28 protein-coding genes are annotated in these 24,903 nt (G+C 69.1%); 13 read left to right on the forward strand and 15 right to left on the reverse strand.

Features of this window, described 5'->3' with window-relative positions; translation table 11 throughout:
- Positions 1-32 precede the first annotated feature (32 nt).
- From ACVFYP_RS17050 to ACVFYP_RS17075, 6 genes are read right to left on the reverse strand one after another with little or no spacing between them, the layout of a single operon-like run.
- Positions 33-824: a substrate-binding periplasmic protein gene (locus ACVFYP_RS17050; RefSeq protein WP_499201399.1), complete on the reverse strand. Its 792-nt coding sequence runs from the start codon at positions 822-824 to the stop codon at positions 33-35.
- A complete protein-coding gene (locus ACVFYP_RS17055; protein ID WP_499201400.1) occupies positions 824-2,155 on the reverse strand; it encodes an LLM class flavin-dependent oxidoreductase in 1,332 nt (443 codons plus the stop codon). The genes ACVFYP_RS17050 and ACVFYP_RS17055 overlap by 1 nt, the downstream gene beginning before the upstream one ends.
- 1 nt (position 2,156) lies before the next feature.
- Positions 2,157-3,281, reverse strand: a complete 1,125-nt coding sequence (locus ACVFYP_RS17060) for a mandelate racemase/muconate lactonizing enzyme family protein (RefSeq protein WP_499201401.1) — start codon at positions 3,279-3,281, stop codon at positions 2,157-2,159.
- A complete protein-coding gene (locus tag ACVFYP_RS17065; protein ID WP_499201402.1) occupies positions 3,278-4,018 on the reverse strand; it encodes an amino acid ABC transporter ATP-binding protein in 741 nt (246 codons plus the stop codon). Before ACVFYP_RS17065 ends, ACVFYP_RS17060 begins: the two co-directional genes overlap by 4 nt.
- The gene (locus tag ACVFYP_RS17070) at positions 4,019-4,678 is read right to left on the reverse strand and encodes an amino acid ABC transporter permease (RefSeq protein WP_499201403.1); all 660 of its coding nucleotides are present in this window, start codon (positions 4,676-4,678) and stop codon (positions 4,019-4,021) included.
- Positions 4,679-4,682: 4 nt separating this feature from the next.
- Complete coding sequence (locus tag ACVFYP_RS17075; protein WP_499201404.1) at positions 4,683-6,218, reverse strand: amidohydrolase family protein; 1,536 nt, start codon at positions 6,216-6,218, stop codon at positions 4,683-4,685.
- A 171-nt stretch (positions 6,219-6,389) separates the two neighbouring features.
- Here ACVFYP_RS17075 and ACVFYP_RS17080 point away from each other — a divergent pair, with 171 nt between their 5' ends.
- Positions 6,390-7,076 carry a GntR family transcriptional regulator gene (locus ACVFYP_RS17080; RefSeq protein ID WP_499201405.1) on the forward strand — a complete coding sequence of 229 codons (687 nt, stop codon included), beginning with the start codon at positions 6,390-6,392 and terminating at the stop codon, positions 7,074-7,076.
- Between the two features lie 9 nt (positions 7,077-7,085).
- On the opposite strand, the gene ACVFYP_RS17085 is transcribed toward ACVFYP_RS17080, so the two are convergent.
- From ACVFYP_RS17085 to ACVFYP_RS17105, 5 genes are read right to left on the reverse strand one after another with little or no spacing between them, the layout of a single operon-like run.
- Positions 7,086-8,474 carry a dipeptidase gene (locus ACVFYP_RS17085; protein WP_499201406.1) on the reverse strand — a complete coding sequence of 463 codons (1,389 nt, stop codon included), beginning with the start codon at positions 8,472-8,474 and terminating at the stop codon, positions 7,086-7,088.
- Entirely contained in the window at positions 8,471-8,968 is a 498-nt protein-coding gene (locus ACVFYP_RS17090; protein ID WP_499201919.1) for a CinA family protein, read from the reverse strand. Before ACVFYP_RS17090 ends, ACVFYP_RS17085 begins: the two co-directional genes overlap by 4 nt.
- On the reverse strand, positions 8,968-9,414 hold the full coding sequence (locus ACVFYP_RS17095; RefSeq protein ID WP_499201407.1) for a phosphatidylglycerophosphatase A family protein: 447 nt from the start codon (positions 9,412-9,414) through the stop codon (positions 8,968-8,970). Before ACVFYP_RS17095 ends, ACVFYP_RS17090 begins: the two co-directional genes overlap by 1 nt.
- Positions 9,411-10,247 (reverse strand): alpha/beta fold hydrolase, encoded by an 837-nt coding sequence (locus ACVFYP_RS17100; protein WP_499201408.1) that lies wholly within the window; start codon positions 10,245-10,247, stop codon positions 9,411-9,413. The genes ACVFYP_RS17095 and ACVFYP_RS17100 overlap by 4 nt, the downstream gene beginning before the upstream one ends.
- On the reverse strand, positions 10,244-12,145 hold the full coding sequence (locus ACVFYP_RS17105) for a lytic transglycosylase domain-containing protein (protein WP_499201409.1): 1,902 nt from the start codon (positions 12,143-12,145) through the stop codon (positions 10,244-10,246). The genes ACVFYP_RS17100 and ACVFYP_RS17105 overlap by 4 nt, the downstream gene beginning before the upstream one ends.
- A gap of 159 nt (positions 12,146-12,304) precedes the next feature.
- On the opposite strand from ACVFYP_RS17105, the gene dapA reads away from it, so the two are divergent.
- From dapA to ACVFYP_RS17120, 3 genes are read left to right on the forward strand one after another with little or no spacing between them, the layout of a single operon-like run.
- Positions 12,305-13,183, forward strand: coding sequence for a 4-hydroxy-tetrahydrodipicolinate synthase (dapA, locus tag ACVFYP_RS17110; protein WP_499201410.1), 879 nt, complete (start codon positions 12,305-12,307; stop codon positions 13,181-13,183).
- Positions 13,183-13,671 (forward strand): SsrA-binding protein SmpB, encoded by a 489-nt coding sequence (smpB, locus tag ACVFYP_RS17115; RefSeq protein ID WP_499201411.1) that lies wholly within the window; start codon positions 13,183-13,185, stop codon positions 13,669-13,671. Before dapA ends, smpB begins: the two co-directional genes overlap by 1 nt.
- Positions 13,672-13,713: 42 nt before the next feature.
- Entirely contained in the window at positions 13,714-14,574 is an 861-nt protein-coding gene (locus tag ACVFYP_RS17120) for an alpha/beta hydrolase family protein (protein ID WP_499201412.1), read from the forward strand.
- A gap of 4 nt (positions 14,575-14,578) precedes the next feature.
- Here the strand turns inward: ACVFYP_RS17120 and ACVFYP_RS17125 are convergent, their stop codons facing one another.
- Complete coding sequence (locus ACVFYP_RS17125) at positions 14,579-15,043, reverse strand: hypothetical protein (protein WP_499201413.1); 465 nt, start codon at positions 15,041-15,043, stop codon at positions 14,579-14,581.
- Positions 15,040-15,540 carry a hypothetical protein gene (locus ACVFYP_RS17130; RefSeq protein WP_499201414.1) on the reverse strand — a complete coding sequence of 167 codons (501 nt, stop codon included), beginning with the start codon at positions 15,538-15,540 and terminating at the stop codon, positions 15,040-15,042. Before ACVFYP_RS17130 ends, ACVFYP_RS17125 begins: the two co-directional genes overlap by 4 nt.
- A gap of 121 nt (positions 15,541-15,661) precedes the next feature.
- On the opposite strand from ACVFYP_RS17130, the gene ACVFYP_RS17135 reads away from it, so the two are divergent.
- Together ACVFYP_RS17135 and ACVFYP_RS17140 are read left to right on the forward strand one after the other, a co-directional pair.
- Positions 15,662-16,333: a sulfite oxidase-like oxidoreductase gene (locus ACVFYP_RS17135; protein ID WP_499201415.1), complete on the forward strand. Its 672-nt coding sequence runs from the start codon at positions 15,662-15,664 to the stop codon at positions 16,331-16,333.
- A complete protein-coding gene (locus ACVFYP_RS17140; protein ID WP_499201416.1) occupies positions 16,326-16,871 on the forward strand; it encodes a glutathione peroxidase in 546 nt (181 codons plus the stop codon). Before ACVFYP_RS17135 ends, ACVFYP_RS17140 begins: the two co-directional genes overlap by 8 nt.
- A 184-nt stretch (positions 16,872-17,055) precedes the next feature.
- Here the strand turns inward: ACVFYP_RS17140 and ACVFYP_RS17145 are convergent, their stop codons facing one another.
- Entirely contained in the window at positions 17,056-17,694 is a 639-nt protein-coding gene (locus ACVFYP_RS17145; RefSeq protein WP_499201417.1) for a uracil-DNA glycosylase, read from the reverse strand.
- A 40-nt stretch (positions 17,695-17,734) separates the two neighbouring features.
- On the opposite strand from ACVFYP_RS17145, the gene folK reads away from it, so the two are divergent.
- From folK to era, 7 genes are all read left to right on the forward strand, one after another.
- On the forward strand, positions 17,735-18,244 hold the full coding sequence (gene folK / locus ACVFYP_RS17150) for a 2-amino-4-hydroxy-6-hydroxymethyldihydropteridine diphosphokinase (protein WP_499201418.1): 510 nt from the start codon (positions 17,735-17,737) through the stop codon (positions 18,242-18,244).
- A 151-nt stretch (positions 18,245-18,395) separates the two neighbouring features.
- Positions 18,396-18,791 carry a DNA-directed RNA polymerase subunit omega gene (gene rpoZ / locus ACVFYP_RS17155; RefSeq protein ID WP_499201419.1) on the forward strand — a complete coding sequence of 132 codons (396 nt, stop codon included), beginning with the start codon at positions 18,396-18,398 and terminating at the stop codon, positions 18,789-18,791.
- 64 nt (positions 18,792-18,855) lie between these two features.
- Positions 18,856-21,132 carry a RelA/SpoT family protein gene (locus ACVFYP_RS17160; RefSeq protein ID WP_499201420.1) on the forward strand — a complete coding sequence of 759 codons (2,277 nt, stop codon included), beginning with the start codon at positions 18,856-18,858 and terminating at the stop codon, positions 21,130-21,132.
- A 13-nt stretch (positions 21,133-21,145) separates the two neighbouring features.
- Positions 21,146-21,565, forward strand: coding sequence for a holo-ACP synthase (gene acpS / locus ACVFYP_RS17165; RefSeq protein WP_499201421.1), 420 nt, complete (start codon positions 21,146-21,148; stop codon positions 21,563-21,565).
- Positions 21,566-21,671: 106 nt separating this feature from the next.
- Complete coding sequence (gene lepB / locus ACVFYP_RS17170) at positions 21,672-22,424, forward strand: signal peptidase I (protein WP_499201422.1); 753 nt, start codon at positions 21,672-21,674, stop codon at positions 22,422-22,424.
- Positions 22,425-22,516: 92 nt separating this feature from the next.
- Entirely contained in the window at positions 22,517-23,218 is a 702-nt protein-coding gene (gene rnc / locus ACVFYP_RS17175) for a ribonuclease III (protein WP_499201920.1), read from the forward strand.
- The gene (era, locus tag ACVFYP_RS17180) at positions 23,215-24,141 is read left to right on the forward strand and encodes a GTPase Era (protein ID WP_499201423.1); all 927 of its coding nucleotides are present in this window, start codon (positions 23,215-23,217) and stop codon (positions 24,139-24,141) included. Before rnc ends, era begins: the two co-directional genes overlap by 4 nt.
- Here era and ACVFYP_RS17185 read toward each other — a convergent pair.
- Positions 24,132-24,749, reverse strand: a complete 618-nt coding sequence (locus tag ACVFYP_RS17185) for a DUF6498-containing protein (protein ID WP_499201424.1) — start codon at positions 24,747-24,749, stop codon at positions 24,132-24,134. The genes era and ACVFYP_RS17185 overlap by 10 nt on opposite strands.
- Positions 24,750-24,903: the final 154 nt, after the last annotated feature.

Below are 24,903 nucleotides of genomic sequence, written 5' to 3' on the forward strand. Positions count from 1 at the left end.
CGACCGGGCTGGGTTCTGCTGAACTCAGCTCGCTAGCGCGCCGGGTCCATGCCGAAGTGCTCCTGGAACAGGCGGCGATAGGTGCCGTCCGCCTTGCGGGCGCGGATGACGCCGCTCACCGCCTCCTCCATCTCAGGCTCTCCCTTGCGCAGGACGACGCCCTGAAAGGCGGGCTCCACGCCGCTGCCGGCGATGCGAAGCCCGGAATTGGGCGTATTGGCGAGGTAGTGGGAGGCAGCGAGCCCGCTGGTCACCATGGCGTCGATGCGGTTGGTACGGATATTGAGAATAAGGTCCGTGAAGCCCGGCAGGCTGCGCACCTCCCGCACACCGGGGATGGCCTTGGCGATGCTTTCCTGCTGCGATCCCGTGCCGGCGCCGACGACCAGGCCGCGCAGATCCGCCATCTCTCGCACCCGCGCATTGTCGGCGCGCACCACGGCGACGGTGTCGTCATAGGCATAGGGCTCGGAGAAGGCGAAGGTCTGCTGGCGCTGGTCGGTAATGGTGACGCCGGACATGACGGCATCATATTGCCCGGCCAGCAGTCCCGGCAGCATGCCACGGAAATCCAGCTTGGACCATTCCGCCCGCAGGCCGAGATCGGCGCAGATCAACTCCCCCCAGGCGATGTCATAGCCGGTCAGGCGGTTGTTCGAATCCGTATAGGTCCAGGGCACGCGGGTGCCGGTGGTGGCAATCTTCATCACGCCCGCGCGGCGGACGGATCGCAGATCCGCCCGCGCCAGGCGTGGCGCGGCAAGCATGGGGGCCAACGCCAGGCCCGCCAGGGCGAGCAGGCGGGAACGCGGGGTGAGGCGCATCAGCGGGGCTCCTTGGTTGGGCGGCTGGGTTTGGCCAGGCCGAGATTCGCGCGCAGCGTGGTGCCGGCATAGGCGTCCTGGAACAGGCCGCGACGGCGAAGCTCGGGGATCACGAGGTCCACGATCTCCCGCAGCGCGCCGGGGAAGGGCGGCATGATATTGAAGCCATCCGCAGCGCCGGCCAGGAAGCGTTCCTCCATCTGGTCCACGATCTGCGCGGGCGTGCCGACCAGCTCCCAATGCCCGCGCCCGCCCATGGTGGCGAGGTAGAGCTGCCGGATGGTCAGCCCATCCCGTCGCGCACGATCCAGCAGCGCGGCCTGGTGGCCCTTGCCCGCATTGGTCTCCGGCAATTCGGGCACGGGGCCATCCAGCGGATAGGCGGACAGGTCGATGCCGCCGAGCAGGGTGGAGAGCAGCGAAAGGCCGACCTTGGGATGCACCAGGGCCTGCAGCTCCTCGAACTTCTCCCGCGCCTCGGCTTCCGACCGGCCGACCATGATGAAGCAGCCGGGCATGATGTGCATCTGGTCCGGGGCGCGGCCGAAGGCGGCCATGCGGCCCTTCAGATCGGCATAGAAGGCCTGGGCGGCCGGCAGGGTCTGCTGGATGGTGAAGACCACCTCCGCCGTGCGCGCCGCCAGGTCCCGTCCAGCGTCGGAGGAGCCGGCCTGCACGATCACCGGCTGGCCCTGGGCGGAAGGCGGGACGTTCAGCGGGCCGCGCACCAGGAAGTGCTCGCCGGTGTGGTGCAGGATATGCAGGCGCTCGGGGTCGAAGAACAGGCCGCTGTCCTGGTCATGCAGGAAAGCGTCCTCCTCCCAGCTCGACCACAGGCCGCGCACCACATCGACGAACTCCTCGGCGCGAGCGTAGCGGTCGCCATGCGGCATCTGCACGGGGGTGGAGAAGTTCTGCGCCTCCGCCGCGAACATCGAAGTGACCAGGTTCCACCCCGCGCGGCCGCCGCTCAACTGGTCCAGCGAGGCGAAGCTGCGGGCGACGTGATAGGGCTGGGTGTAGGTGGTGGAGGTGGTGGCGATCAGGCCGATGCGCTGCGTCACCTGCGACAGCGCCGGCAGAAGCTGCATCGGGTCCAGGATGGCACCGCGGTCGCTGCGGCTGAAGAAGTCCATATCCGCCCAGACATTGTTGGTATCGGCGATGAACATGAAATGCAGGCAGGCGGATTCCGCGAGCTGGGCGAGATCCCGGTAGTAGCCGAAATCGATGCCGGCCATCCGCGTGGCGCCCGGGTGGCGCCAGGCGGCGACGTGGCGGCCATAGGGTTCGACGAAAAGGCCCAGCGTCATCTGCCGGCGTCGCGTCATCTCAATGCGCTCCCGTGGTGGGGTTCGAAAGGCTGGGCATGCGATGGCGGGCCAGCACGGCGGGATCAGGACGCAGGCCGAGGCCCGCGGCTTCGGGAAGGGTGAACTGGCCGTCGCGCAGCCGTGCGGCGCCGGGGAACAGCGCATCCCATATCGCCAGGCCGCGCACCGGCCATTCCAGCATCCAGCCATTCGGCATCGCGGCCAGCGCATGGGCATGGACCACCACATTCAGCAGCGTGGTGAAGGAATGGCTGCAGACGCGCGGCGCCATCGGGGCGGCGGCCATGGCGGCGAGGATGCCGCAGCGCGTCACATCAGGCTGCAACACATCCACAAGCTTTGCGATCCGCGACAGGCCGGGCAGCCCGCATTCGCCCTCGCCAGAGGCGATCGGCACCGGGCTGGCGGCGCGCAGCCTCGCCTGACCATCGAGGTCGTCGCGATCCAGGGGTTCTTCCAGCCAAGCCAGTTCGAAGCGGGCAAAGGCGCGGGCGCGGGCCAGCGCCGTCGGCTCATCGAAGGCCTGGGCGGCATCGACCATCAGCAGCGCGCCGGGCGCCGCGGCATCGCGCGCGGCTTCGAGGAAACCGAGATCGCCTTCCAGAGTCGCTCCGAAAGGCGGCCAGCCGATCTTATGCGCGGCGAAGCCGGCCGCACGCTCCCCGGCAATGCGTGCCGCCGTGCCCGCTGGCGTGGTGGCGACCTTGGCGCTGGCGTAGCAGGGCAGCGTGCTGCGCGGCGCGCGCGCCAGGAGCTTGGCCACCGGCAGCCCGGCGCGCTGGCCTGCCAGGTCCCATAGCGCGATCTCCGCCGCCGCGATGGCCTGCATCACGACGCCATCGCGCCCGATCCACTGCGTGCCCTTCTCCATCCGCCGCCGCAGCGCCGGCACGTCATCCGTGTTTTGCCCCAGCAGGATGTGGCGCAGCCCTTGCGCGGTCACATGGGTGATGGGCGCCTCCACCACGGCATGGCACAACCAGGGGCTGCCATGCGCCTCTCCCCAGCCTTCGCGCCCATCCTCTGTGACGAGGCGCAGCAGGAAGCATTCCTCCTGCCGTCCGCCGGGGGTCTCGGGGGGCAGGCGGAGCGGATGGGGCTCCACCGCCGTGATGCGCGTCACGCCTTCAGCACCTTGCCGAGAAAGGCGCGGCTGCGGGCTTCCTGCGGCGCCGCGAAGAACTCGGCGGGCCGGCCCTGTTCAACGATCGCGCCTTCCGCCATCAGCACGACGCGATGCGCCACTTCGCGTGCGAAGCCCATCTCATGCGTGACCACGATCATGGTCATGCCTTCGGCGGCCAACTGGGTCATCACCGCCAGGACTTCACCGACCAGCTCGGGGTCCAGCGCGCTCGTCGCCTCGTCGAACAGCATCACGCGCGGCTGCATGGCGAGCGCGCGGGCGATGGCCACGCGCTGCTGCTGGCCACCGGAAAGCTGCGCGGGATATTTCGCCGCATGGGCGGAGAGTCCGACACGTTCCAGCAGCGCGCCAGCGCGCGTCTCGGCTTCCCGCGGCGACAGCTTCAGCACCTGGCGCGGGCCTTCCATGACATTGCCGAGCGCGGAAAGGTGCGGCCACAGGTTGAAGGACTGGAACACCATGCCGACACGCTGGCGCAGCCGCGCCAGGTCACGCATTCGCTGGCCGCTGCCGATGGGTTCGCCATCGATCAGGATGCGCCCGCTGTCATGCTGTTCCAGCTGATTCACGCAGCGCAGCAGCGTCGATTTTCCGGCGCCGGAGGGACCGATGACGGTCACCACCTCGCCCTCCGCGATGTCGAGGGTGATGTCGCGCAGCACCTGCGCCGTGCCGAAGCGCTTGCAGACGCTCTGGAAGGAAACGACGCCCATCTACTTCACCGTATAATAGCCGAGCCGGCGCTCGAGCACCGTCTGGGCGATCTGCAACAGGCTGGTCATCAGCAGATACAGCAGGCCTGTCATCACCATGACCTCCACGACCCGGTAGGTGGAGGAGTAGATGCTCTGCGCCGTCAGCATCAGGTCCGGCACCGCGATGACGGAGACCAGCGAGGAATTCTTCAGCAGTGTCGTCGCCTGGCCGATATAGGGCGGCAAGGCGGGGCGCGCGGCCTGCGGCAGCACGATGCGGCGCATCGCCTGGGCGGGTATCATGCCGATGGCCAGCGCCGCTTCCCGCTGCCCGGCGGGCACGGCGCGGATGGCGCCGCGAAAGATCTCCGCGAAATAGGCGGAGGAATTCAGCGACAGGGCGATGATGCCACCCTCCCAGGGGCCGACGCGGATGCCGGCGGCGGGGAGCGCGTAGTAAATGGCGAAAAGCTGCAGCAGCAGCGGCGTGCCGCGCACGATCCACACATAGGTCCAGGCGAGGCCCGGCAGGACGCGGCCCGGCCCGATGCGGATCAGCGCGATGCCGAGCCCCATGATGCTGGACAGCAGCAGTGACGCCGCGCTGATGGTCAGCGTAATCCAGCAGGCCTCCACCAGATGCGGTCCATAGGTAGCAACGAAGCCCCAATCGACCATCGGATCAGGCCCTGCCATTCATGCGGTAGAAGGACTCGCTGACATCCAGATGCGCCAGCATGCTGCGGTGCCATGCATGGAAATGCGGCCGCAGAGCGTTGATGCCATCGATGCGCGCCTGCGGCGCCGGCGCAGCCTCATGCCGCGTCACATAGTCCCGCACTTCCTTGTACAGAGCTGCGACATCCAGGGTGGTGATGGCGCGATCGCGCATCACGACCTTGCCGTTGACGATGACGTCGGAGACATCTTGCCCCTTGGCCCGCCACAGCACGAGGTCCGGTATGGAAAGCCGGTCCGAGGTCCAGGGATCGCGCAGCAGGGATGACGTATCCAGCACAACGAGATCCGCCGGCGCGCCCGGCACCAGGCGGCCATGATCCGGTGCGAAGCCCAGCGTGCGCGCGGCATTCACCGTGCCCATCGCCAGCACTTGCGGCGCCGTCAGCACCGGCGTGGCACCAAGGTCGAAATCCGGCACGCGGGACAGGGTCGCGGCCAGGCGCAGTTCCATGAAGGGATCGTCGTCATCGTTCAGCGACTTGTCGTCGATGCCCATGGCGACATTCACGCCAGCGCGGATCATGTGCCAGATCGGGGAGATGCCGTTGCGCACATGCAGGTTGCAGGAGGCGTGATGGGTGGTGGAGGCGCCACGTGCGGCCAGCAATTCGATATCCGCCTCGTTCAGCCAGACGGCGTGGCCCAGCGTGGTCTGCGGCCCAAGCATTCCCTGCCGGTCCAGATGCGTGACCAGCGAATGGCCGTAGGTCTTGATGCTCCAGGCGCGCTGGTGCGGGGTCTGCTGCGTATGGATATGGATGGGCAGGCCGCCATGCGCCGCGGCACTGTCGCGGATACGGGCGAAGAAGGCATCCGTGGTGCCATGCGCCCAGGAAGGGCCATGGAAGATGCGCGACATCGGCCCGTCATGCGCCGCGTGCAGCGCATCGAACAGCGCCATGTACTGGCCCTGGATCGCCACCGGATCATAGCGCGTCATCGGCTCCACAAAGGCGCGCTGCGCTGGGGGCAGAGTGGCCAGGAAGCCCTGCTCATCGACGCAGAAGCGGTTGCGGTCCCGCATCGCCGGCGAATAAGCCAAGCGAATGCCGGAGCGGCGATAGGCCTCGATCGCCGCCTGCGCCTCCTCCAGCGCCCGCGGGCCCTCATCATTCCAGCCGGTGTGGTGGATGGTGGTGGCGCCCATGCGGAGATGCCGCACGGCCGAGAGCGCGGCGCAAAGCTCGTTCGGCAGGTAGACCATCGACGACCAGTCGAGGAAGGCGTTCTCCAGATAGTCGTAGAGCACGCCCTTCTGGATGGGGGACAGGCCGCGGCCATGCGAATGGGCGTCGATCAGACCGGGCATCACCACGGCATCCGCGCGGCCCATCACCGGCAATTCGGGATGCGCAGCCATCAGCGTGGCGGCATCGCCAATCTCCGCCACCTGGTCGCCCAGGATACGCACCGCGGCATCCCGCCGCACCGCGCCCGTCGAGGGGTCCGTGAGGACCCAGCCACCCCTGATCAGCATCGTCGCACGCCATCCATTTTGCCAGGCCGGGCACGACCAATGTCATGCCGCAGCTATGGACCTGAGCCGGTTGGACGTACTCCCGATTGTTATACGTTGATCCGGGAACGCAGACACGGCAAGAGCTTTTCTTGCGGTTATCAGAATGGCGCAGCGGCGGGGTGATGGCGCATGACGATATTCCGGCGCGGCAGGCCGGCCTGGCGCGCGACGCTGATCCCACTGCCGGAGATGATCGCCGATGCGGTCGCGGAAGCCATCGCGATGGGGCGCCTGCTGCCGGATGACCGGGTGGTGGAGGCTACGGTGGCCGCCGAGCTCGGCGTCAGCCGCGTGCCGACGCGGGAGGCGCTGAAGGTGCTGCACACGCAGGGCATCCTGACCGGCGGCCGCCGCGGCTTTCGTGTCGCCGCCTTCGATGCGGAGATGATCGCCCGCATCATGGAATTGCGGCTTATGCTGGAATGCCTGCTGCTACGCGACGCGATCGCCAATTGGCGCGCCGGCCGGGCCGATGTTGCGGCGCTGGATGCCGCGATCGCGGAGCTGGAGGGCGCCGCCAGGCGGGGCGAGAAGTTGGGCTCGCTGCGTGCCGATCTGGCCTTCCACCGCGCCATCGGCGTGGCGGCGCGGAACGGCATCACGCTGACGCTGTGGGAGGCAATCGCGCGGCATGCGCTGATCATTTTCAGCCGGCCGGAATATCGCGACGACGACCTGGCCGCGGTGGTGGCGCAGCACCGCGCCCTGCGGCAGTTCATCCACGACCAGATCACCGATCCGGGCACCCCTGACGCGCTGCGTCAGGGGATCGAGGCGCATCTCCTGCAGGTTCCGCGCGCCCGCGGCTTCCGGTAGGCGCGCGGATTATCCGGCCAGCTTTGCCAGCAGCCGCGCATGGCTGCGGGCACCCTGGTGGAAGCAGCGCAGGTCGAACTTCTCGTTCGGGCTGTGCACCTGGTCATCCTCAAGCCCGAAGCCCATCAGCACGGTATCCAGTCCCAGAACGTCCTTCATCGAGGACACGATGGGGATGGACCCGCCGCAGCCGATCATCGCGGCCGGCCGGCCATATTCGTCGGCCAGCGCAGCCTGCGCCGCCTTCACGAATTCACTGTCCGCCGGCACCTCGATCCCCGGGCTGGCGCCGCCGCCCTGGAAGGTGGCGGTCGCATCGGCGGGAAGCCGTGCCCGCACGAATTCCTGGAAGGCCGCAAAAACCTTCTCATGGTGCTGGCCGGGCACGAGCCGGAAGGTGATCTTGGCATGCGCCTCGCTGGGGATGACGGTCTTGCTGCCGGCGCCGGTATAGCCGCCCCAGATGCCGTTGATATCGGCCGTCGGCCGCGCCCAGAGCCGCTCCAGCGCGCCGCGATCCTTCTCCCCCACCGGCACCGAGAGCCCGATGGCGCCCAGGAAGTCGTGCTCCGAAAAGCCCAGCGCCTGCCATTGCGCGCGCAGCTCGGGCGTCAGATCGGGGATGCCGTCATAGAAGCCCGGAAGCTGCACACGACCATTGGCATCGTGCAGGTCGCCCAGGATCCTGGTGATCAGGTTGTTTGGGTTCAGCGCGCTGCCGCCATACATGCCGGAATGCAGGTCGCGGTTCGCCGCCTTGATGTCGAGCTGCACGAAGCACATGCCGCGCAGCCGGGTGCTCAGCGCCGGCGTGTCGATGTCCCACATGCCGGTGTCGCTGATGATCGCGACATCCGCCTTCAGCTCCGCGACATTCGCCGCCATGAAGGGGGCGAGGTTGGGGGAGCCGATTTCCTCCTCGCCCTCGATCACCGCGGTGATGGCGCAGGGCGGGCCGCCGGCCACCTTGTTCCAGGCGCGCAGCGCGTCGATCCACATCAAGGTCTGGCCCTTGTCGTCCACCGCGCCGCGCGCGACCACGCGCTGGCCATGCGGGCCATCCACCAGCACCGGCTCGAAGGGCGGGCTGGTCCACAGCTCCAGCGGGTCCGGCGGCTGCACGTCGTAATGGCCGTAATAGAGCAGGTGCCGCTTGGCGCCGCCGGCCGGGCCGGGGTGATGCGCCACCACCACGGGGTGCTTCGGCGTCTGCCGCAGGCTGGCCTCGAAGCCGAGTTCCAGAAGCTGGTCGCGCACCCATTCGGCGGCGCGCACGCAATCCCCCGCATGGTCGGGCTGCGCGCTGATGGAGGGGATGCGCAGCCACTCCACCAGCCGCGCCACCGCGGCGTCGCGATCGGCATCCAGGGCGGCGAGAATCTGGTCGGTCTGGCTCATGCAGTGGGCTCCAAGGCGCGGCGGATCAGGGTGAAGGCGGCGGCGACGGTGGCGGCGCGGATCGCCGTGCGGTCGCCGGGGAAGATCTTTTTCAGGGACAACGTGCGCAGACCGTCGCGGGCGCAGGCCATATGCACCAGCCCCACTGGCTTGGCCGCGCTGCCGCCGCCTGGCCCGGCGATTCCGGTGCAGGAGATGGCGAGGCTGGCGCCGCTGGCCCGCAGGGCGCCTTCGGCCATGCGACGGGCCACGGCTTCACTCACCGCCCCGACGCTGTCGATCAGCGCCGCTGGCACGCCGACCATCGCCGTCTTGGCCTCATTGGAATAGGTGACATAGCCGGCGAGCAGGGTGGCGGAGGAGCCGGGGATGGCGGTCAGCGCCGCGGCGATCAGCCCGCCGGTGCAGGATTCCGCCGTGGCCAGCGTCATGCCGCGCGCCTGTAACTCGGCCAGCAGGCGTTGCGCATCCTCCAGCGTGGTGGCGGGCAGCATCACGTCAGCACTCCCGGAAAAAACGCATGAAAGGCCAGCAGCGCCGCGCCGGCGATGGCACCGGCGATCACATCATCCAGCATCACGCCGAAGGCGCCGGGCTGCCGGTCGAACCAGGAAATCGGCCAGGGTTTCGCGATGTCCAGCAGCCGGAACAGGGCGAAGGCCAGCAGGGCGCCGGGCAGGGTGGTGGCCGGCAGGGCGGCCAGCGCCAGTAGCATGCCCGCCCCCTCATCCGCCACGAACCAGCCGGGGTCCTCCACGCCGTCGCGCAGCACCTCGCCGGCCGCCCACCAGCCCGCCACCAGGCACAGCGCCGCGAGGCCGAGGCAGGCGACCGGCCCCAGCCACAGCGCCGGCAGCACGATGGCGGAGCCCCAGGTGCCAGGCCCCGGCCGCAGCCGGCCGACGCCGCCCAGCGTCGCCACCATCAGGGCAGGGGTCATGGAATGCGGTCGAGGAAGGCGTCGAGGGCGGCGATGGCCGCCGGTTCCTCCAGCGTCGGGCAATGGCCGGTTTCCGCGATCTCGACGAAGCGCATGTCCTGGCGCAACTCGCCCATCCGCAGGGCCGTGTCCTCCGACAGCAGGGTGGACAGCGCGCCACGCACCAGCATCAGCGGCGCATGGGCCAGCGCGCCGAAGGCGGGCCACAGGTCGGGCATGGCGCCGGCGGCCGCCATCGCCCGGGCGATGCGGATGTCCCAGCGCGGGTGCCAGGCGCCATCCGGCCCGGCTCGGAAGGTGCCGGCGGCGAAGCGGCGCCAGCCGGCCTCGTCCATCACCAGCGGCGGCAGCACGGCCTTGAGATGGGCCACCGCCGCTTCCAGCCCCGGCAGCGCCGGGTCATGGCCGACAAAATCCCTGACATGGTCCAGCGCCACAGGCTCCAGCACCGGCCCCACATCATTCAGCACCACGCCGGTGAGCGCGGTCGGGCGCAGAACGCCCATGATCATGGCCAGGATGCCGCCGAAGCTGGTGCCAACCACCACGGCGCGGTGGCAATGCAGCGCGGCCATGGCGTCCAGCACGTCGCGCAGGCTGTCTTCCACGCCATAGCGCGCCACATCCGGCGCGCGGGCGCTTTCGCCATGCCCGGCGAAATCCAGCGCCAGCACACGCCGCTTGCCGGCATGGCGGTCCGCCAGCAGGTCGAAGTCTTCCGAAGTGCGGGTCAGCCCGTGCAGGCAGAGGATCGGCGTCCGACCCTCCGGCCCCGGATGGTCCAGCGCGGCGAGCTTCAGCCCATCGCGAGCGTGGAAAAAGACCCGCTTCATCGGCGGCCGGCCATCAGGCTGGCCAGCGGATGCGGCAGGTCGCCGGTGGCGGGGTTGCGGGCGCGATAGACCACCACATTCTCGATCACCCGCTGCACGTAGTTGCGCGTCTCGCCGAAGGGGATCTGCTCCATCCAGTCCAGGATATGCGGCCCTTCCGGCGTGCGCGGATCGCCATAGGTGCCGAGCCACTGGTCAACGCGCCCGGGCCCGGCATTGTAGCCGGCGGCGGCCAGCGGCATGGCGCCGCCGAAGCGCTCCAGCATCTGGTTGATGAAGGCGCTGCCGAGCCGCAGGTTATGCGCCGCATCGGTGGTCAGCATCGCCGTCGTATGCGGCACGCCCAGCCGCCGGGCCACGCTGGCGGCGGTGGCGGGCAGAAGCTGCATCGGCCCGCGCGCATTGGCGGAGGACACGGCCGAGAGGTCGAAATTGCTTTCCTGCCGCGTGATGGCATGGACCAGCGCCGGCTCCGCGCCATCGGTGGGCGCGGGGTAGGGGGTGGGCCAGCCATCTTCCAGCAGCATCACCCCATCCGCCCCCGCCCGTCGCGCCACCCAGACGGCGTGATCCGGCCGTCCGATGGCCACCCCCAGCCGGGCGATCAGCCAATGGTCGGAAGGCTCCGGCGCCAGCTCCTCCAACCGCAGCAGGAAGATGCGGGCGCGGTCGGACTGGCCAAGGTCGGACAGCGCGATCACCGCCCGCACCAGCTCCCGCCCCAGGAAACGCACGCCACCCTCCTGCGGCGGGGCCGGGCTTGGCACGCCGGCAATGCGGGCGGCGAGCTGGGCCGGACTCTCGCCCAGCGAGACACTGGCGAGTTGGCCGTAGAAGGCGGTGGGCAGCGTCGCCGCTTCCCGCCACTTCGCCTGGGCCTCGCCGGTGCGGCCAAGGCTGGCCAGCGCCGCACCTTCCCAATAGGCGCCGCGGGCGCGGGTGATGACGCTGCGGCTGCCCTCGCCGACGCGGGCGAAGTGGCCCAGCGCCTGGGCCGGCTGGTTCAGCACACGCAGTGCGATGAAGCCGGCGAGGAATTCCGCCTCCTGCCGCGGTTCGCCGGGCTCGGACTGGCCGTGATTGGCGGCGAGGCGATAGGCGCTGGCGGGGTCGCCCAGGCGCAGCAGCTTGCGCGACAGCACCTGGCGTTCGACCCAGATGGCGCGCTGCGCGGCGGGTGAGAGGTCGCGCTGCAGCGGCTCGGCGGCCTGCCAAACGGCGGCGGCCTCGGCATCGCGCTCGGCACGGCGCAGCAGGCGGGCGGTGTCATGCGCGGCGCCGATATGGCGCTGCGGGCCGGCATTGGCGGTGGCGGCAAGCCGCGCTTCCAGCGCCGCGCGGGCATTGGCATCCAGCATGGGAAGGAGCCGCGCGGCGGCGCCCGTCTGCCCGGCCCAGGCGAGGCGGTCCGCGCGGGCCGCATGGTCGGCGGAGGTCAGCGCGATGCCGTAGCGGGCCTGCACATCCTGCTCGGCAAAACCGTCGCCATCGGCATCGCGCCAGCCGGCGCGGATCGCGGTCGTTGCCTCCGCCGTTCGGCCGGCGCGCGCCAGCGCATCGGCGAAGCGCAGCGCGCCGGGCAGGGTGCGCGGCGCGCTACGGCCGAACTGGCGCAGCACCAGTGTGTCATCGGCATCGCCGACCAGCGCTTCCTCCGCCCGGGTGGCGACGGTGATGGGCATTGGCCAGTCGGGGTTGGCGTCCAGCCAGGACACGATCTCCGCGGCGCTGGCCCCGCCATTTCGGTTCTGCACCCGGCTCCAGACCACCAGCTTGCGCACCACCGGATCGGCGGCCAGCGACAGGCTGTCGGCTTCCAGGAAGCGGTTCTGGCGCAATGCCTCCAGCGCCTGGCGGCCGGCGACACGCGCCGAATCGCTTGCCCAAGGCTGTGCCATGGCCGGGGTTGCGAGAGCGAGAAGCAGGAGGAGCAGGGGGATACGGCGCATGCAGGTAGTCTAGCGCAAATCGCGCCGCGTCTCGCGCCCTTGTCGTGCCGAGCCCGGGCCATTAGGTTCTTTGGCCCACTCAACCACGCTGGAATGACCGGAAAAAACATGTTCAGGGGATCGCTGGTGGCGTTGATCACGCCCATGCAGGAGGACGGAACCCTGGACGCCAAGGCTTTCCAGGATTTCGTGAAGTGGCAGATCGCGGAAGGCACCCAGGGCCTTATCCCGGTGGGCACCACGGGCGAGAGCCCGACGCTGAGCCATGCCGAGCACCACCAGGTGGTCGATCTGTGCATCGCCGCCGCCGCCGGCCGCGTGCCGGTGATCGCCGGCACCGGCTCCAACAGCACGTCCGAGGCCGTGGACCTCACGCGCCACGCCAAGGCGGCGGGGGCGGATGCGGCGTTGGTGGTGACGCCCTATTACAACAAGCCGACCCAGGAAGGCATGTACCGCCATTTCATGGCGATCGCCGATGCGGTGGAGCTGCCGATCTTGATCTATAACATTCCGCCGCGAAGCGTGGTGGACATGTCCGTGGAGACCATGGCGCGGCTGGCCAAGCACCCGAATATCGTCGGTGTGAAGGATGCCACCGCCAACCTGACCCGCCCGCTGCACACCACCGCCGCCATCGGCCCGGATTTCTGCCAGTTGTCGGGCGAGGACCATACCGCGCTCGCCTTCCTCGCGGCCGGCGGACATGGCTGCATCAGCGTGACGGGCAACATCGCGCCGCGCCTGTGCCGGGAGATGCATGACGCCTGGGCCGAGGGGCGCATCAAGGACGCCATGGCGATCCAGGCCCGGCTGACCCCGGTGCATGACGCCATGTTCTGCGAGACCTCGCCCGGCCCGGTGAAGGTGGCCGCAAGCCTGCTCGGCCGCGGCACCGACCATTGCCGCCTGCCCATGGCCCCGGTGGCGGAGGCGACGCGCACCCGCGTTCGTGCCGCCATGACGGGCGCCGGATTGCTGAACTGATGGCAGAGCCCAAGAAGAAAAGCGCCCTCATCAGCCACGGCATCGCCGCCCAGAACCGCAAGGCCCGCTACGACTACAAGATCGGCGAGGAGATCGAGGCCGGCGTGATGCTGGTGGGGCCGGAGGTGAAGTCGCTGCGCGCCGGCCGCGCCACCCTGACCGAGGCCTGGGCCGGCGAGCGGGACGGGGAGATGTGGCTGTTCAACTGCTACATCCCCGAATGGCAGGCCGGCAGCCATGTCGCCACCTTCGAGCCGCGTCGCCCGCGCAAGCTGCTGCTGCACCGCAAGCAGGTGAAGGAGCTTTCGGCGAGCATCGCCCGGGATGGCATTTCGCTGGTGCCGCTGGCCATCCAGTTCAATGAACGCGGCGTGGCCAAGATCATGCTCGGCGTGGGCGAGGGCAAGAAGAAGCACGACAAGCGTGCCGCCATCGCGGAACGCGACTGGTCGCGCGACAAGGCGAGGCTGATGCGCGACCGGGGCTGAAAGCCCCTCGACGCGACTCCGAAAGGATCGCGAGGCTGCGGCATGCGCAACCTCGCTCCGATCCTGATCCTCCTGCTGGCCGTCGGATGCGCCAGCGCCCAGACTCCAGCGGCCGATCCCGGCCTGCTGGCCATCGAGGTCCCCGGCACGGGCCGGACCATCGAGGCGCGGCTCTGCCGGCCGGAAGCCGCCGGCCCCGCGCCGCTCGCTGTCATCAACCACGGCTCGCCCGCCAATGCCGCCGCCCGCGCCACCATGCAGCCAACGGCTTGCACGGCGGAGGCGGTGCGCTGGTTCCTCGATCGCGGCTTCGCCGTGCTGCTGCCGCTGCGCCGGGGCTATGGCGCGGCGGGCGGTGAATGGGCCGAAACCTATGGCCGCTGCGCCACGCCGGACTACGCGGCAGGTGGCCGGCAGAGCGCGCGGGACATCGCCGCAACGGTGGAATATGGGCGGCGGCTGCCCGGCATCCGGCCGCAGGGCGTGCTGGTGGTGGGGCAGTCGGCCGGCGGCTGGGGCGCGCTGGCCCTGGCGGCGAACCCGCCGGAGGGGGTGGTGGCCGTGCTGAACATGGCGGGCGGAAGGGGCGGCTGGGCCGGGGGGCAACCCAACACGGTTTGCACCCCGGACCAGCTGGTGGTCGCCGCGGGCGATTACGGGCGCAGCGCGCGGCTGCCGACGCTCTGGGTCTATACGGCCAATGACAGCTTCTTCGCGCCGGCGCTGGCCGCCGCGATGCACGGGGCCTTTACCGGGTCTGGCGGCAACGCCCAGCTCGCCGCGCTGCCCGCTTTTGGCCAGGATGGGCACAGCCTGTTCTTCGGACGTGGCGGTAGTGCCGTCTGGGGGCCGGTGGTGGAACCCTTCTTGGGCGCACATGGCTATGCCGCGCGTGAGCGCTAGGGGACTATTGCAGGCTGCCCCAGCGCCCCGTTGCCGGCTCGGCGGAGGCCCATTTCCAGCCCTCCGCCTGGCGGCAGGCCGTGGTCAGGAACCACTGGCTTTCGCCCTGGACCGAAAACAGCGCTTCCCGGCACTCGGCCAGGGCACTGTCGATCACTCGCACCAGCCGCAGCTCCCCCTCGCGGTTGCCGATGGGAATGCGATGGCGCACGGCCCAGCGGCCGGTGCTGTCCGGATCCAGCCCGCCGATGGCGGCGGCCAGGGCATCCTGTTCCTCTGTGCTGCGCCACCGCATGACTGTCTGCATCCCTGCGGTGACGCCGGCGCGGACGCTGATGCCCAGCGCATAGCCCAGCGCGGGATTGCTGCTGGCCAGCGCGGCGCCACCGCCGGCGACCGCGCCGGTGATCTCCGGCACCTGACCGCAGCCCGGCAGGGCCAGGGCCAGCAACAGCGCCAGGCGCTTCACTGCAGGCTGCCCCAGCGTTCCGTCGCGGGTTCGGCGGTCGCCCAGCGCCAGATGGTGCCGTCGCGGCAAATGGTGGCCGTGTAGAAGGCGCGGGCGGGCGGCTCCTCGACGGAGAAAACGATCTCCTTGCAATCCAGGTCGCCGGCGGCGATGCGGCGGACCACGGTGACTTCGCCGCGTTCCTCGCGCTCGATCGGCAGGGAATGGTCGGTGTCCCAGCGGGTCACGCCACCGACATCCAGCGTCCCCGCCACGGCGGCGAGTCGCAGCTGGGCGGCGTTGCGGCTGCGGCGCTGGGCATATTGCAGCCCGGCCCGGGCGCCGGCCTGCACGCCAAGGCCAATGCCCGTCGTCGCCGCCGCATTGGCGCCCACCGCCTCCGCCAGGCTGGCGCCACCGATACCGGCCGCAGCACTGCTGCCCTCGGACAGCAGGGCACCGCAGCCGGGCAGGGCAAGGCAGGCGAGGAGAAGGCCAAGGGGTCTGATGCGGATCATAGGCCAGGGTTGGCGGGAAGACGCACAATCCGGCAAGTCCCTTGCCGTTCACGGATCGTTGGGCAGGCGCCCCTTGCATCGGGACAAGGCATCGGCACCTATCAGGGCTGAGGAGCAAGCCATGGCCGACGACGAGGATGTGAAGCTCACCGGCAAGCTGCGTGAGAAGCTGGTGGAGGCGAAGCAGGGCTGGGCACGGGATGGGCGGCTGCTGACCGGCACCACCTCCACCCCCGAGGCCGATCGCCTGCCGCCGGGCCAGCGCCTGGTGACCGATTTTCCCGTGCTCGATCTCGGCGTGCAGCCGGATGTGAGTCGCGAGAAGTACCGCCTGCGGATCGAGGGGCTGGTCGCCGCGCCGCTGCGGCTGACACTCGATGAGTTTCTCGCGCTGCCGCAGGCCAGCCGCACCAACGACATCCACTGCGTCACCCAATGGTCGCGCTACGACAACAGCTGGCAGGGCGTGCCAGTGCCGGACCTGCTGGCGCTGGCGCGGCCGAAGGCAGAGGCGCGTTTCGTCGCCCTCACCAGCTACGACGGCTATACCACCAACCTCGCCATCGAGGATTTCGCGCGTCCCGAGAACCTGTTTGCCCATTCCTGGGAGGGGGCGCCACTGGAACGCCAGCATGGCGGGCCGCTGCGGCTGGTGGTGCCGCATCTGTATTTCTGGAAGAGTCCGAAATGGCTGACCCGCGTCGAGCTGCTGCGCGAGGATCGTCCCGGATTCTGGGAGGTGCGTGGCTACCACAATCGCGGCGATCCCTGGATGGAGGAGCGTTATGGCTGAGGTTTCGCGCCGCGCCCTGCTCGCCACGCCCCTGCTGATGGCCGCCGCCCCCGCACCAAACGTCTTCGACTTCCGGCTGGAGGCGCTGGAGGGCGGCCCTATGCCGCTGGCAGATTTTCGCGGTCAGGCGCTGCTGGTGGTGAATGCCGCCAGCTTCTGCGGCTTCACCCCGCAATATGAGGGGCTGCAACGCTTGCATGACCGTTTCGCGTCGCAGGGCTTTTCCGTGATCGGCGTACCCTCCAATGACTTCCGGCAGGAGAGCGCCGAGGCGGCGAAAATCCGCGAATTCTGCGAGACGGTCTACGGCATCACCTTTCCCATGGCCGGGCTGACGACGGTGCGCGGGCCTGGGGCGCATCCCTTGTTCGCCTGGCTCGCCGCCCGCGCCGGCGGCCCACCGCGCTGGAATTTTCACAAGTTCCTGGTGGCGCGGGATGGGGTGGCGGTGCGCAGCTTCCCTACCTCGGTCGCGCCGGACAATCCGGCGCTGCTGCGGGCGGTGGACGCGGCACTGGGCGGCCGTCCGATGGGCTGAATACGGAGTCTGCAACTTCTACGTTGCTGCCTCGTTGTCCCGCTGTCGTGAACCGAGGGACATTCTCATGAACAGCATCGTTTACATCGTCGGCGCCGTCGTCATCGTCATTGCCATTCTGAGCTTCCTCGGCCTGCGCTGAGGTGGGGGCAGGGGGTGTGGCGCGCCGCGCTCCCCAGCCCGCTCAACCCAGGCGACGGAGAATCTCCGCCACCACGGATTCGAACATCTCCGTCGTCAGCCGGCCGGTATTCGTGTTGTAGCGGCTGACGTGATAGCTGTCCGCCAGCAGCGTACCGTCAGGTAGAGCATGCATAGCGCCGTGCGCGAAGCGATGGCGCGCCGCTGGAATGCGATGGCTTTTCAGCACCGCGTTATGGGCGACCAAGCCTAATGCCAGCACCACACGCAGATTCGGCATCGCCGCCCGTTCAGCCGAGAAAAAGCGGTTGCAGGTGGTGATTTCCGCTGGCGTCGGCAGGTTGGCCGGCGGCACGCAGCGCACCGCATTGGCAATACGCACGCCCAGCAATTCCATGCCGTCCTTCGGATCTTCCCGGTACACACCGCGGGCCAAGCCGTACTTCAATAAGGTCGCATAGAGCAGCTTGCCGGCGTGATCGCCGGTGAAGGGGCGGCCGGTGCGGTTCGCCCCGCGCACGCCGGGCGCCAGGCCCGCGACCAGAATCGCCGCATCCTGCGGCCCCCAGCAGGGCACCGGGCCGTTGTGCCACTCCGGCCATGCGGCACGGTTGGCCAGGCGGTATTCGACCAGCCGGGGACAGAGCGGGCAGTCATGGCTGGGCGTCTCGGGCGGGTTCAAGGCGTGGTCTTTCCGGAACACTGGCAGTAGAGCGGCGGATATGATCCTGATCGCCCTTGGCGCCAACCTGCCCGGCCCGGATGGGCGCAATGCCATGGCCACCTGCCGGGCCGCCGCCGCCGCGCTGGATGCCTTGCCGGGGCTGCGGCTGCGGGCGCTGTCCCGCTGGTACGCCACAGCCCCTGTGCCGCCCAGTCCCGGCGCGCCCGACTACGTCAATGGCATGGCGCGCCTTGCCCCGCGCCCGGGCGCCGTGCCACCGGATCCCGCGGCGCTGCTCGCCGCTTTGCAGGAGATCGAAACCCGCTTCGGCCGGGTGCGTCCCTACCTGAACGCGCCGCGCACGCTCGACCTGGACCTGATCGATCTGGACGGGCTGCTGCGCGACGCGCCCGACCCCATCCTGCCCCACCCCCGCGCCCATCTGCGCGCCTTTGTCCTGGCACCGCTGGCGGATGTGGCGCCGGACTGGGTGCATCCGAGGCTCGGCAGCACGGTGGCAGCGCTGCTGGCGGAGGCGGATCGCACCGGGGTGCGCGTGCTGAGCTGAGCCACGGGATTGGCACGAGCCGCGCCTTGCAAGCTGCGCCCCGGCTGGCTACATGGAGCGTTCACCATAGGGTGGGGAGGGGAGTCCCGCGCGCAGAGTCTGCGTATCGGGTGCCCCGGACTATTCCCCCCGCATCGGGATTGGAGCCGCCATGGCGCGCGTAACCGTCGAGGACTGCATCCTCCGCGTCCCCAACCGCTTCGAGCTGGTGCTGCATGCCGCGCAGCGCGCCCGCAACATCAGCCGTGGCGAGGACCTGACCCTTGACCGCGACAACGACAAGAACCCGGTCGTGGCGCTGCGCGAGATCGCGGAAGCCACCGTCGACCTCGACCTGCTTCAGGCCGACCTAGTGAAGTCGCTGCAGCGCGCGCCGGAGCCGGAGCCGGCGGAGGAGGAGGTGCTCGACCTCATCGCCACCGACGAGAACATCTTTGGCGTCATGGATGTGAACGAGGAGCAGATCGGCGAAGGCGCCGGCCTGGAAGACCTCTCCGCCGACGATATCGAGGCGGCGATCGCCGCCGAACTCGGCGGCAAGCGCTGACCGCAGGCGGCCCGCGCGGGGGGTGTTCCCCCGCGCAGCCGACCAAGGCCCGGATGGGCCGCAGATGAACGCGCCCGCCGATCCCCCGGCCGCCTCCGGTATTGCGCTGGAGCCACCGCCCGCCGCGCCGCCGCTCGCCCCCGCCGGGCCGGCCCCTGCGCAGGAGACCATAGGGCAGGAACTGGCGCGCCTCGTCGCCGCCTATTCGCCCCGTGCCGACACATCCCTGATCGAGCGCGCCTGGCTCACTGCCGTGGCGGCGCATGAGGGGCAGAAGCGCGACAATGGCGACCCCTATATCATCCATCCGGTCGCGGTCGCCCGCACGCTGATCCATTATCGGCTCGACGTCGCCTCCATCGCCACGGCCCTGCTGCATGACGTGGCGGAGGACACCAAGGTCGGCCTGGCCGAGTTGGAGAAGCGCTTCGGGCGCGAGGTCAGCCGGCTGGTGGATGGCGTCACCAAGCTGACGCGGCTGGAGCTGCAGTCCGAACGCACCAAGCAGGCGGAGAACTTCCGGAAACTGGTCCTCGCGATGAGCGAGGATATTCGCGTTCTCTTGGTCAAGCTCGCCGACCGGCTGCACAACATGCAGACCCTGCATTTCGTCCCGCAGGAAGCCCGCCGCCGCAAGACGGCGCGGGAGACGATGGAGATCTTCGCCCCCCTGGCCGGCCGCATCGGCATGGATGCGCTGAAGACCGAGCTGGAAACCCTCTCCTTCCGCGAGCTGGAGCCGGACGCCTTCCAGTCCATCCTGGCCCGCCGCGGCTTCCTTTACGGCCAGGGCGCCGACCTGATCGCCGAAATCCGCACCGACCTCCGCCGGGTGTTGGAGGAATCGGGGATCGAGTTGCTGGAGCTGACGGGGCGGGAGAAGTCGCCCTATTCCATCTGGCTGAAGATGCACGGCAAGAGCATCGAATTCGAGCAGCTCTCCGACATCATGGCCTTCCGCGTCATCGTCCCGGACAAGGCCGCCTGCTACCAGGCGCTCGGCATCCTGCATTCGGCCTATCGCGTGGTGCCGGGGCGGTTCAAGGACTACATCTCCACCCCCAAGACCAATGGCTACCAGTCGATCCATACCGGCCTGACCGTGCCGGAACGGCGCAATGCCAAGATCGAGGTGCAGATCCGCACGCGGGAGATGCATGAGGTCGCGGAATACGGTGTCGCCGCGCACTGGATCTACAAGCAGGGCGGAGAGGCGGCGCGGGATCGCCAGAACTTCCCCTGGGTGAAGGCGCTGCTGGAAATCCTGGAACAGGCCAGCGAGCCGCAGGAATTCCTGGACGCCACTCGGATGGAGCTGCACCGGGACGAGGTGTTCTGCTTCACCCCGAAGGGCGAGCTGATCGCCCTGCCGCGCGGCTCCACCTGTGTCGACTTCGCCTATCAGGTGCACAGCCAGGTTGGCGACCAATGCGTCGGCGCCAAGATCAACGGCCAGATCAAGCCGCTTCGCACGCCGCTGGAAAACGGCGACCAGGTGGAGATCATCACTGCCCGCGGCGGCACGCCCAATCCGCAATGGGCGCGCTTCGTCGTCACCGGCAAGGCCCGCGCCCGCATCCGCCGCTTCGTCCATGCCGAGCAGCGCCAGCAGCAGCAGCAGGAAGGCCGCGCCGCCATCGCCAAGGTGTTCCGGGCGGAGGGGGTGGAGTTTTCCGAGAAGATCGTCGAGCCGGTGCTGAAGACGCTGAAGCAGACCGGCTTCGAGGAGCTGTGCCTGGTGGTCGCCTCCGGCGCCATCTCGCCCAAGGATGTGCTGCACGCGGTCTATCCGGAACTGCGCGGCCCGCCCCGCGCGGCGGACCCGTTGCCGCTGGCACGTTCCCGCCCCCGCGCGGTGCCGCTGGCCAAGGGCGGCTTCAAGCGCGACGTGACCATGGGCATCACCGGCCTCGTGGCGGGGATGGAGGTGCATTTCGCCGGCTGCTGCCACCCGCTGCCGGGCGACCGCATCGTCGGCATCGTCACCACGGGCAAGGGCGTGACGGTCCATAAGAACGACTGCCACAACCTCTCGGGCTTCGCCGAAAGCCCGGAACGCTTCATCGATGTGGACTGGGACTATGCCGATGGCAGCGGTGTCGCCCATACCGGGCGCATCGAGGTGGTCATCAACAACGAGCGTGGCGCGCTGTCCACCATCACCGAATCGATCGCACGCCAGGAAGGTGCCATCGAGAATATCCGCATCGTCCATCGCGGCCCGGATTTCCAGGAGATCGCGGTGGATGTGGAGGTGCAGGACCTGCGCCACCTGTCCAACATCATCGCCGCCCTGCGCGCCCTGGAAGGCGTGGCGCAGGTCGAGCGTTCCAAGGGCTGAGCTTTACATCTCCATGATCATAGGCCTCGGCAGCGACATCATCGACATCCGCCGGATCGAGCGGGTGATCGGCCAATATGGCGACCGCTTCCTCAACCGCATCTTCACCCCGGCCGAGCGCGCCAAGGCGGAACGGCGGACGGAGAAGATCCGCGCGGCGACCTATGCCAAGCGCTATGCGGCGAAGGAGGCCGCCTCCAAGGCGCTCGGCACCGGCTTCCGGGCCGGGGTGTTCTGGCGGGATCTGGGCGTGGTCAACCTGTCCTCCGGCCAGCCGACCCTGCGGATGACCGGCGGCGCCGCGGCACGGCTGGCGGCGATCACCCCGGCGGGGCTGGTCTCCCATGTCGCGCTGACCATGACGGACGAATTTCCCTATGCCCAGGCCATGGTGATCATCACCGCGGTACCGTTGCCGCGTATGTCACCGTGATGCTGCCTTCCTTGACAGGCGAGGCCGCGTCGCGCTCTATCCCGCCCCGCAGAGACGCGTCCGGCAATTGGGGCGTCCGTTGAGGATGCCCGCGCAAATTCCCTCCATGGTCAAACATAAGTCGGGCGGCTGGCTCGAATCCATCAAGACGGTGGTGTATGCGGGGCTGATCGCCATCGGCATCCGCACGGTGGCCTTCGAGCCCTTCAACATCCCGTCCGGCAGCATGATCCCCACCTTGCTGGTGGGCGATTACCTGTTCGTCTCGAAATATTCCTACGGCTATTCGCGGCATTCCATGCCGTTCAGCCCGAACCTGTTCCAGGGCCGCATCTTCGGCAGCCTGCCGGAGCGTGGCGACGTGGCGGTCTTCAAGCTGCCGCGTGACAATTCCACGGACTACATCAAGCGCATCATCGGCCTGCCCGGCGACCGAATCCAGGTCCGGGCCGGCGTGCTGTACCTGAACGGCCAGTCCGTGCGGCGTGAACTGATCGGCCCCTATACAGTGGAGGGCGACGGCCCCCGCCTGGTGGTACGCGAGTACCGCGAGCTTCTGCCGCCGCAGCCGGGCGTGACCGCCCATGCCCATAACATCCTCGAAATGTCCGACGACCAGCCCTTCGACAACACCCAGGAATACCGGGTGCCGGAAGGTCATGTCTTCGCCATGGGCGACAACCGCGACAACAGCCTGGACAGCCGGGCCCAGAATGCGGTGGGGTTCATCCCGGTGGAAAATCTGGTGGGGCGCGCGGAGTTCATCTTCTTCTCCGTCGACGGCTCCGCCCGCTGGTGGGAGGTCTGGGCCTGGCCGATGGCAATCCGCTGGAGTCGCCTGCTCAGCGCGGTACGGTGACCGCGACGGAGGAAGCGCGCCCCGATCCGACCCGTATCGAGCGCACGCAGCGCCGGAAGGACCGGAACCAGGCACGCCGCGTGGCGGAGGCTGTGACGACCCGCGCCGGGCATGACGCAGCGCTCGGCGATTTCGCCGCCACCCTGCCGCATCGCTTCCAGCGCCCGGAATTGCTGGTGGAGGCGCTGACCCATCGCTCCGCCGCCAATCCGCAGCAGCAGCAGCTCGACAGCAATGAAAGGCTGGAATTCCTCGGCGACCGCGTGCTGGCGCTGGTGATGGCCGAATGGCTGGCCGAGCGCTTTCCGCGGGAGCGGGAAGGGGCCCTGGGCAAGCGGCTCGGCGCACTGGTCTCGGCCGAGACGCTGGGCAAGGTGGCGGAACGCATGGAACTCGGCGCCGCCCTGCGCGTGCCGCCGGGCGAACAGCGTGCCGGCGTCATGGCCCGGCAGTCCGTGCTGGCCGATGCGCTGGAGGCGCTGCTGGGCGCGCTTTATGTCGATGGCGGGTTGGACCCGGCGCGGCTGCTGATCCGGCGGGAATGGGAGAGCTTCCTGGAAGCTTCCTCCCGCCCGCCCTCCTCGCCGAAGAGCCGGCTGCAGGAATGGACCTTGGGGCGGGCGTTGGGCCTGCCCGACTATATCCTCGTCGCCACCACCGGCCCCTCCCACAGCCCCATCTTCCGGGTGCGAGTCGTGGCGGCGGGGCGGGAGGCGGAGGCGACGGGCGACAACAAAAGGGCCGCCGAGCAGGCGGCCGCGGAGAAGCTGTTGACGATTTTGGGTGCGGCATGAGCGAGACGGAAACCCCCGTGTCTGTGGAGGGTCCGCGCCGCTGCGGGCTGGTGGCGATCGTCGGCGCGCCGAATGCCGGCAAATCGACGCTGGTGAATGCGCTGACCGGCACCAAGGTCACCATCGTCTCGCCGAAGCCGCAGACCACGCGCTTTCGAATCCGCGCTGTGGTCATGCAGGGCCTCGCGCAGCTGGTCCTGGTGGACACGCCGGGCATCTTCGCCCCGCGCCGCCGTCTGGACCGCGCCATGGTCGCGGCCGCCTGGGGTGGCGCGCAGGATGCCGACCTCGCGGTGCTGATCGTCGATGCCCGGGCTGGGCTGACCGATGCGGTGCGGGAGATCGCGGAGAAGCTGAAGCAGAGCAAGCGGCCCACCATGCTGCTGCTGAACAAGGCGGACCTGGTGGAGCCGCCGCGACTGCTGCCGCTGTCCCAGGCGCTGAACGAGATCATGGACTTCCAGGAGACGTTCATGGTCTCCGCGCTGAAGGGCAGGGGCCTCGACCGGGTGCTGGAGGTGCTGGCGCGCAACCTGCCTGAAGGCCCGTGGCTGTTCCCGGAGGACGACCTTTCCGACCTGCCACAGCGCATGCTGGCCGCCGAGATCGTACGCGAACAGGTGCTGCGCCAGACGCATGAGGAAGTACCCCACCACGCCACGGTGGAGACGGAAAGCTGGACGGAGCGCAAGGACGGCAGCGCCCGGATCGACGTGACCATCTACGTCACCCGCGCCACCCAGAAGGCGATCCTGATCGGCGATGGCGGGGCCAAGATCAAATCGATCGGCCAGTCGGCGCGGCGGGAGTTGGAGGCGCTGCTGGAGCGGCGCATCCATCTGTTTGTGAATGTGAAGGAACGCGCCGGCTGGGATGAGGAGCGGGGGCGCATCCGCGCGCTCGGGCTGGAAGATCAGGGCTGACTCGCGGCGGGGGCCTGATGCCCCCGCCAATGCGCCCGCAGGTCCATCACCACCTTCGCCACCACCAGCATCGCCAGGGCGATGGTCGCGTCGTTCGCGGCCATGGCGATGACGCCACCGAAAATGATGACGATGTGCAGCAGCACCACCCGGCCATAGGGCTGGTTCATCAGCACCTTGGGCTCCACCTGCCGCCACTCACCTTCGCCCAGGAAATTCAGCGCGTAGGACAGGCCATGGCTGGCGATCAGTGCCAGCAGCGCCCAGAGCAGCCCCGCCGGGGACAGAAGCTGCGCCACCGCCGCCTCCAGCGTCGCCCCGCCGCCAAGAAGCGTGGTCAGGAAGGAGCCGTGGACATAGGTGAAAAGTCCATAATGCACGGCGAAGAAGGGCATCAGGAACAGCATCTGCATCTCCCGCCGCAGCGCCAGCACCGTGCCCATGCGCAACAGCTGGAACAGGCCGATCACCACATTCTCGGCCCAGAACAGCAGCATCAGCTCGTAGCTCGACCAATAGCCCAGCAGCGCGCCGGCCAGCGGCACCAGGTTGGCCAGGACCAGCGCGACCGAGGAGGCGAGCAGGGGCGTTTTCAGTGCGACGAACATAGGACTTCCATCGCGGCATTCGGGTAGGGGTTCAAGCGCCGGGGCGGCCATAGGACGCCCGGCTGGAACGGCGGATCCATCTCTTCAGCGACATCAACGAAAGCATCAGCTGAAGCCGGATGCGCGGCGGCACCCGGCGCTGGGGTTGGATGGA

The sequence above is a fragment of the Roseomonas sp. F4 genome (assembly GCF_053891155.1).

What these genes read in the sequence shown, in the direction of transcription:
- ACVFYP_RS17050 (WP_499201399.1), bottom strand. Translation starts at nt 824, where the DNA reads ATGCGCCTCACCCCGCGTTCCCGCCTGCTCGCCCTGGCGGGCCTGGCG.
- ACVFYP_RS17055 (WP_499201400.1), bottom strand. Translation starts at nt 2,155, where the DNA reads ATGACGCGACGCCGGCAGATGACGCTGGGCCTTTTCGTCGAACCCTAT.
- ACVFYP_RS17065 (WP_499201402.1), bottom strand. Translation starts at nt 4,018, where the DNA reads ATGGGCGTCGTTTCCTTCCAGAGCGTCTGCAAGCGCTTCGGCACGGCG.
- ACVFYP_RS17070 (WP_499201403.1), bottom strand. Translation starts at nt 4,678, where the DNA reads ATGGTCGATTGGGGCTTCGTTGCTACCTATGGACCGCATCTGGTGGAG.
- ACVFYP_RS17075 (WP_499201404.1), bottom strand. Translation starts at nt 6,218, where the DNA reads ATGCTGATCAGGGGTGGCTGGGTCCTCACGGACCCCTCGACGGGCGCG.
- ACVFYP_RS17080 (WP_499201405.1), top strand. Translation starts at nt 6,390, where the DNA reads ATGACGATATTCCGGCGCGGCAGGCCGGCCTGGCGCGCGACGCTGATC.
- ACVFYP_RS17085 (WP_499201406.1), bottom strand. Translation starts at nt 8,474, where the DNA reads ATGAGCCAGACCGACCAGATTCTCGCCGCCCTGGATGCCGATCGCGAC.
- ACVFYP_RS17090 (WP_499201919.1), bottom strand. Translation starts at nt 8,968, where the DNA reads ATGCTGCCCGCCACCACGCTGGAGGATGCGCAACGCCTGCTGGCCGAG.
- ACVFYP_RS17095 (WP_499201407.1), bottom strand. Translation starts at nt 9,414, where the DNA reads ATGACCCCTGCCCTGATGGTGGCGACGCTGGGCGGCGTCGGCCGGCTG.
- ACVFYP_RS17100 (WP_499201408.1), bottom strand. Translation starts at nt 10,247, where the DNA reads ATGAAGCGGGTCTTTTTCCACGCTCGCGATGGGCTGAAGCTCGCCGCG.
- ACVFYP_RS17105 (WP_499201409.1), bottom strand. Translation starts at nt 12,145, where the DNA reads ATGGCACAGCCTTGGGCAAGCGATTCGGCGCGTGTCGCCGGCCGCCAG.
- dapA (WP_499201410.1), top strand. Translation starts at nt 12,305, where the DNA reads ATGTTCAGGGGATCGCTGGTGGCGTTGATCACGCCCATGCAGGAGGAC.
- smpB (WP_499201411.1), top strand. Translation starts at nt 13,183, where the DNA reads ATGGCAGAGCCCAAGAAGAAAAGCGCCCTCATCAGCCACGGCATCGCC.
- ACVFYP_RS17120 (WP_499201412.1), top strand. Translation starts at nt 13,714, where the DNA reads ATGCGCAACCTCGCTCCGATCCTGATCCTCCTGCTGGCCGTCGGATGC.
- ACVFYP_RS17130 (WP_499201414.1), bottom strand. Translation starts at nt 15,540, where the DNA reads ATGATCCGCATCAGACCCCTTGGCCTTCTCCTCGCCTGCCTTGCCCTG.
- ACVFYP_RS17135 (WP_499201415.1), top strand. Translation starts at nt 15,662, where the DNA reads ATGGCCGACGACGAGGATGTGAAGCTCACCGGCAAGCTGCGTGAGAAG.
- ACVFYP_RS17140 (WP_499201416.1), top strand. Translation starts at nt 16,326, where the DNA reads ATGGCTGAGGTTTCGCGCCGCGCCCTGCTCGCCACGCCCCTGCTGATG.
- folK (WP_499201418.1), top strand. Translation starts at nt 17,735, where the DNA reads ATGATCCTGATCGCCCTTGGCGCCAACCTGCCCGGCCCGGATGGGCGC.
- rpoZ (WP_499201419.1), top strand. Translation starts at nt 18,396, where the DNA reads ATGGCGCGCGTAACCGTCGAGGACTGCATCCTCCGCGTCCCCAACCGC.
- ACVFYP_RS17160 (WP_499201420.1), top strand. Translation starts at nt 18,856, where the DNA reads ATGAACGCGCCCGCCGATCCCCCGGCCGCCTCCGGTATTGCGCTGGAG.
- acpS (WP_499201421.1), top strand. Translation starts at nt 21,146, where the DNA reads ATGATCATAGGCCTCGGCAGCGACATCATCGACATCCGCCGGATCGAG.
- lepB (WP_499201422.1), top strand. Translation starts at nt 21,672, where the DNA reads ATGGTCAAACATAAGTCGGGCGGCTGGCTCGAATCCATCAAGACGGTG.
- era (WP_499201423.1), top strand. Translation starts at nt 23,215, where the DNA reads ATGAGCGAGACGGAAACCCCCGTGTCTGTGGAGGGTCCGCGCCGCTGC.
- ACVFYP_RS17185 (WP_499201424.1), bottom strand. Translation starts at nt 24,749, where the DNA reads ATGTTCGTCGCACTGAAAACGCCCCTGCTCGCCTCCTCGGTCGCGCTG.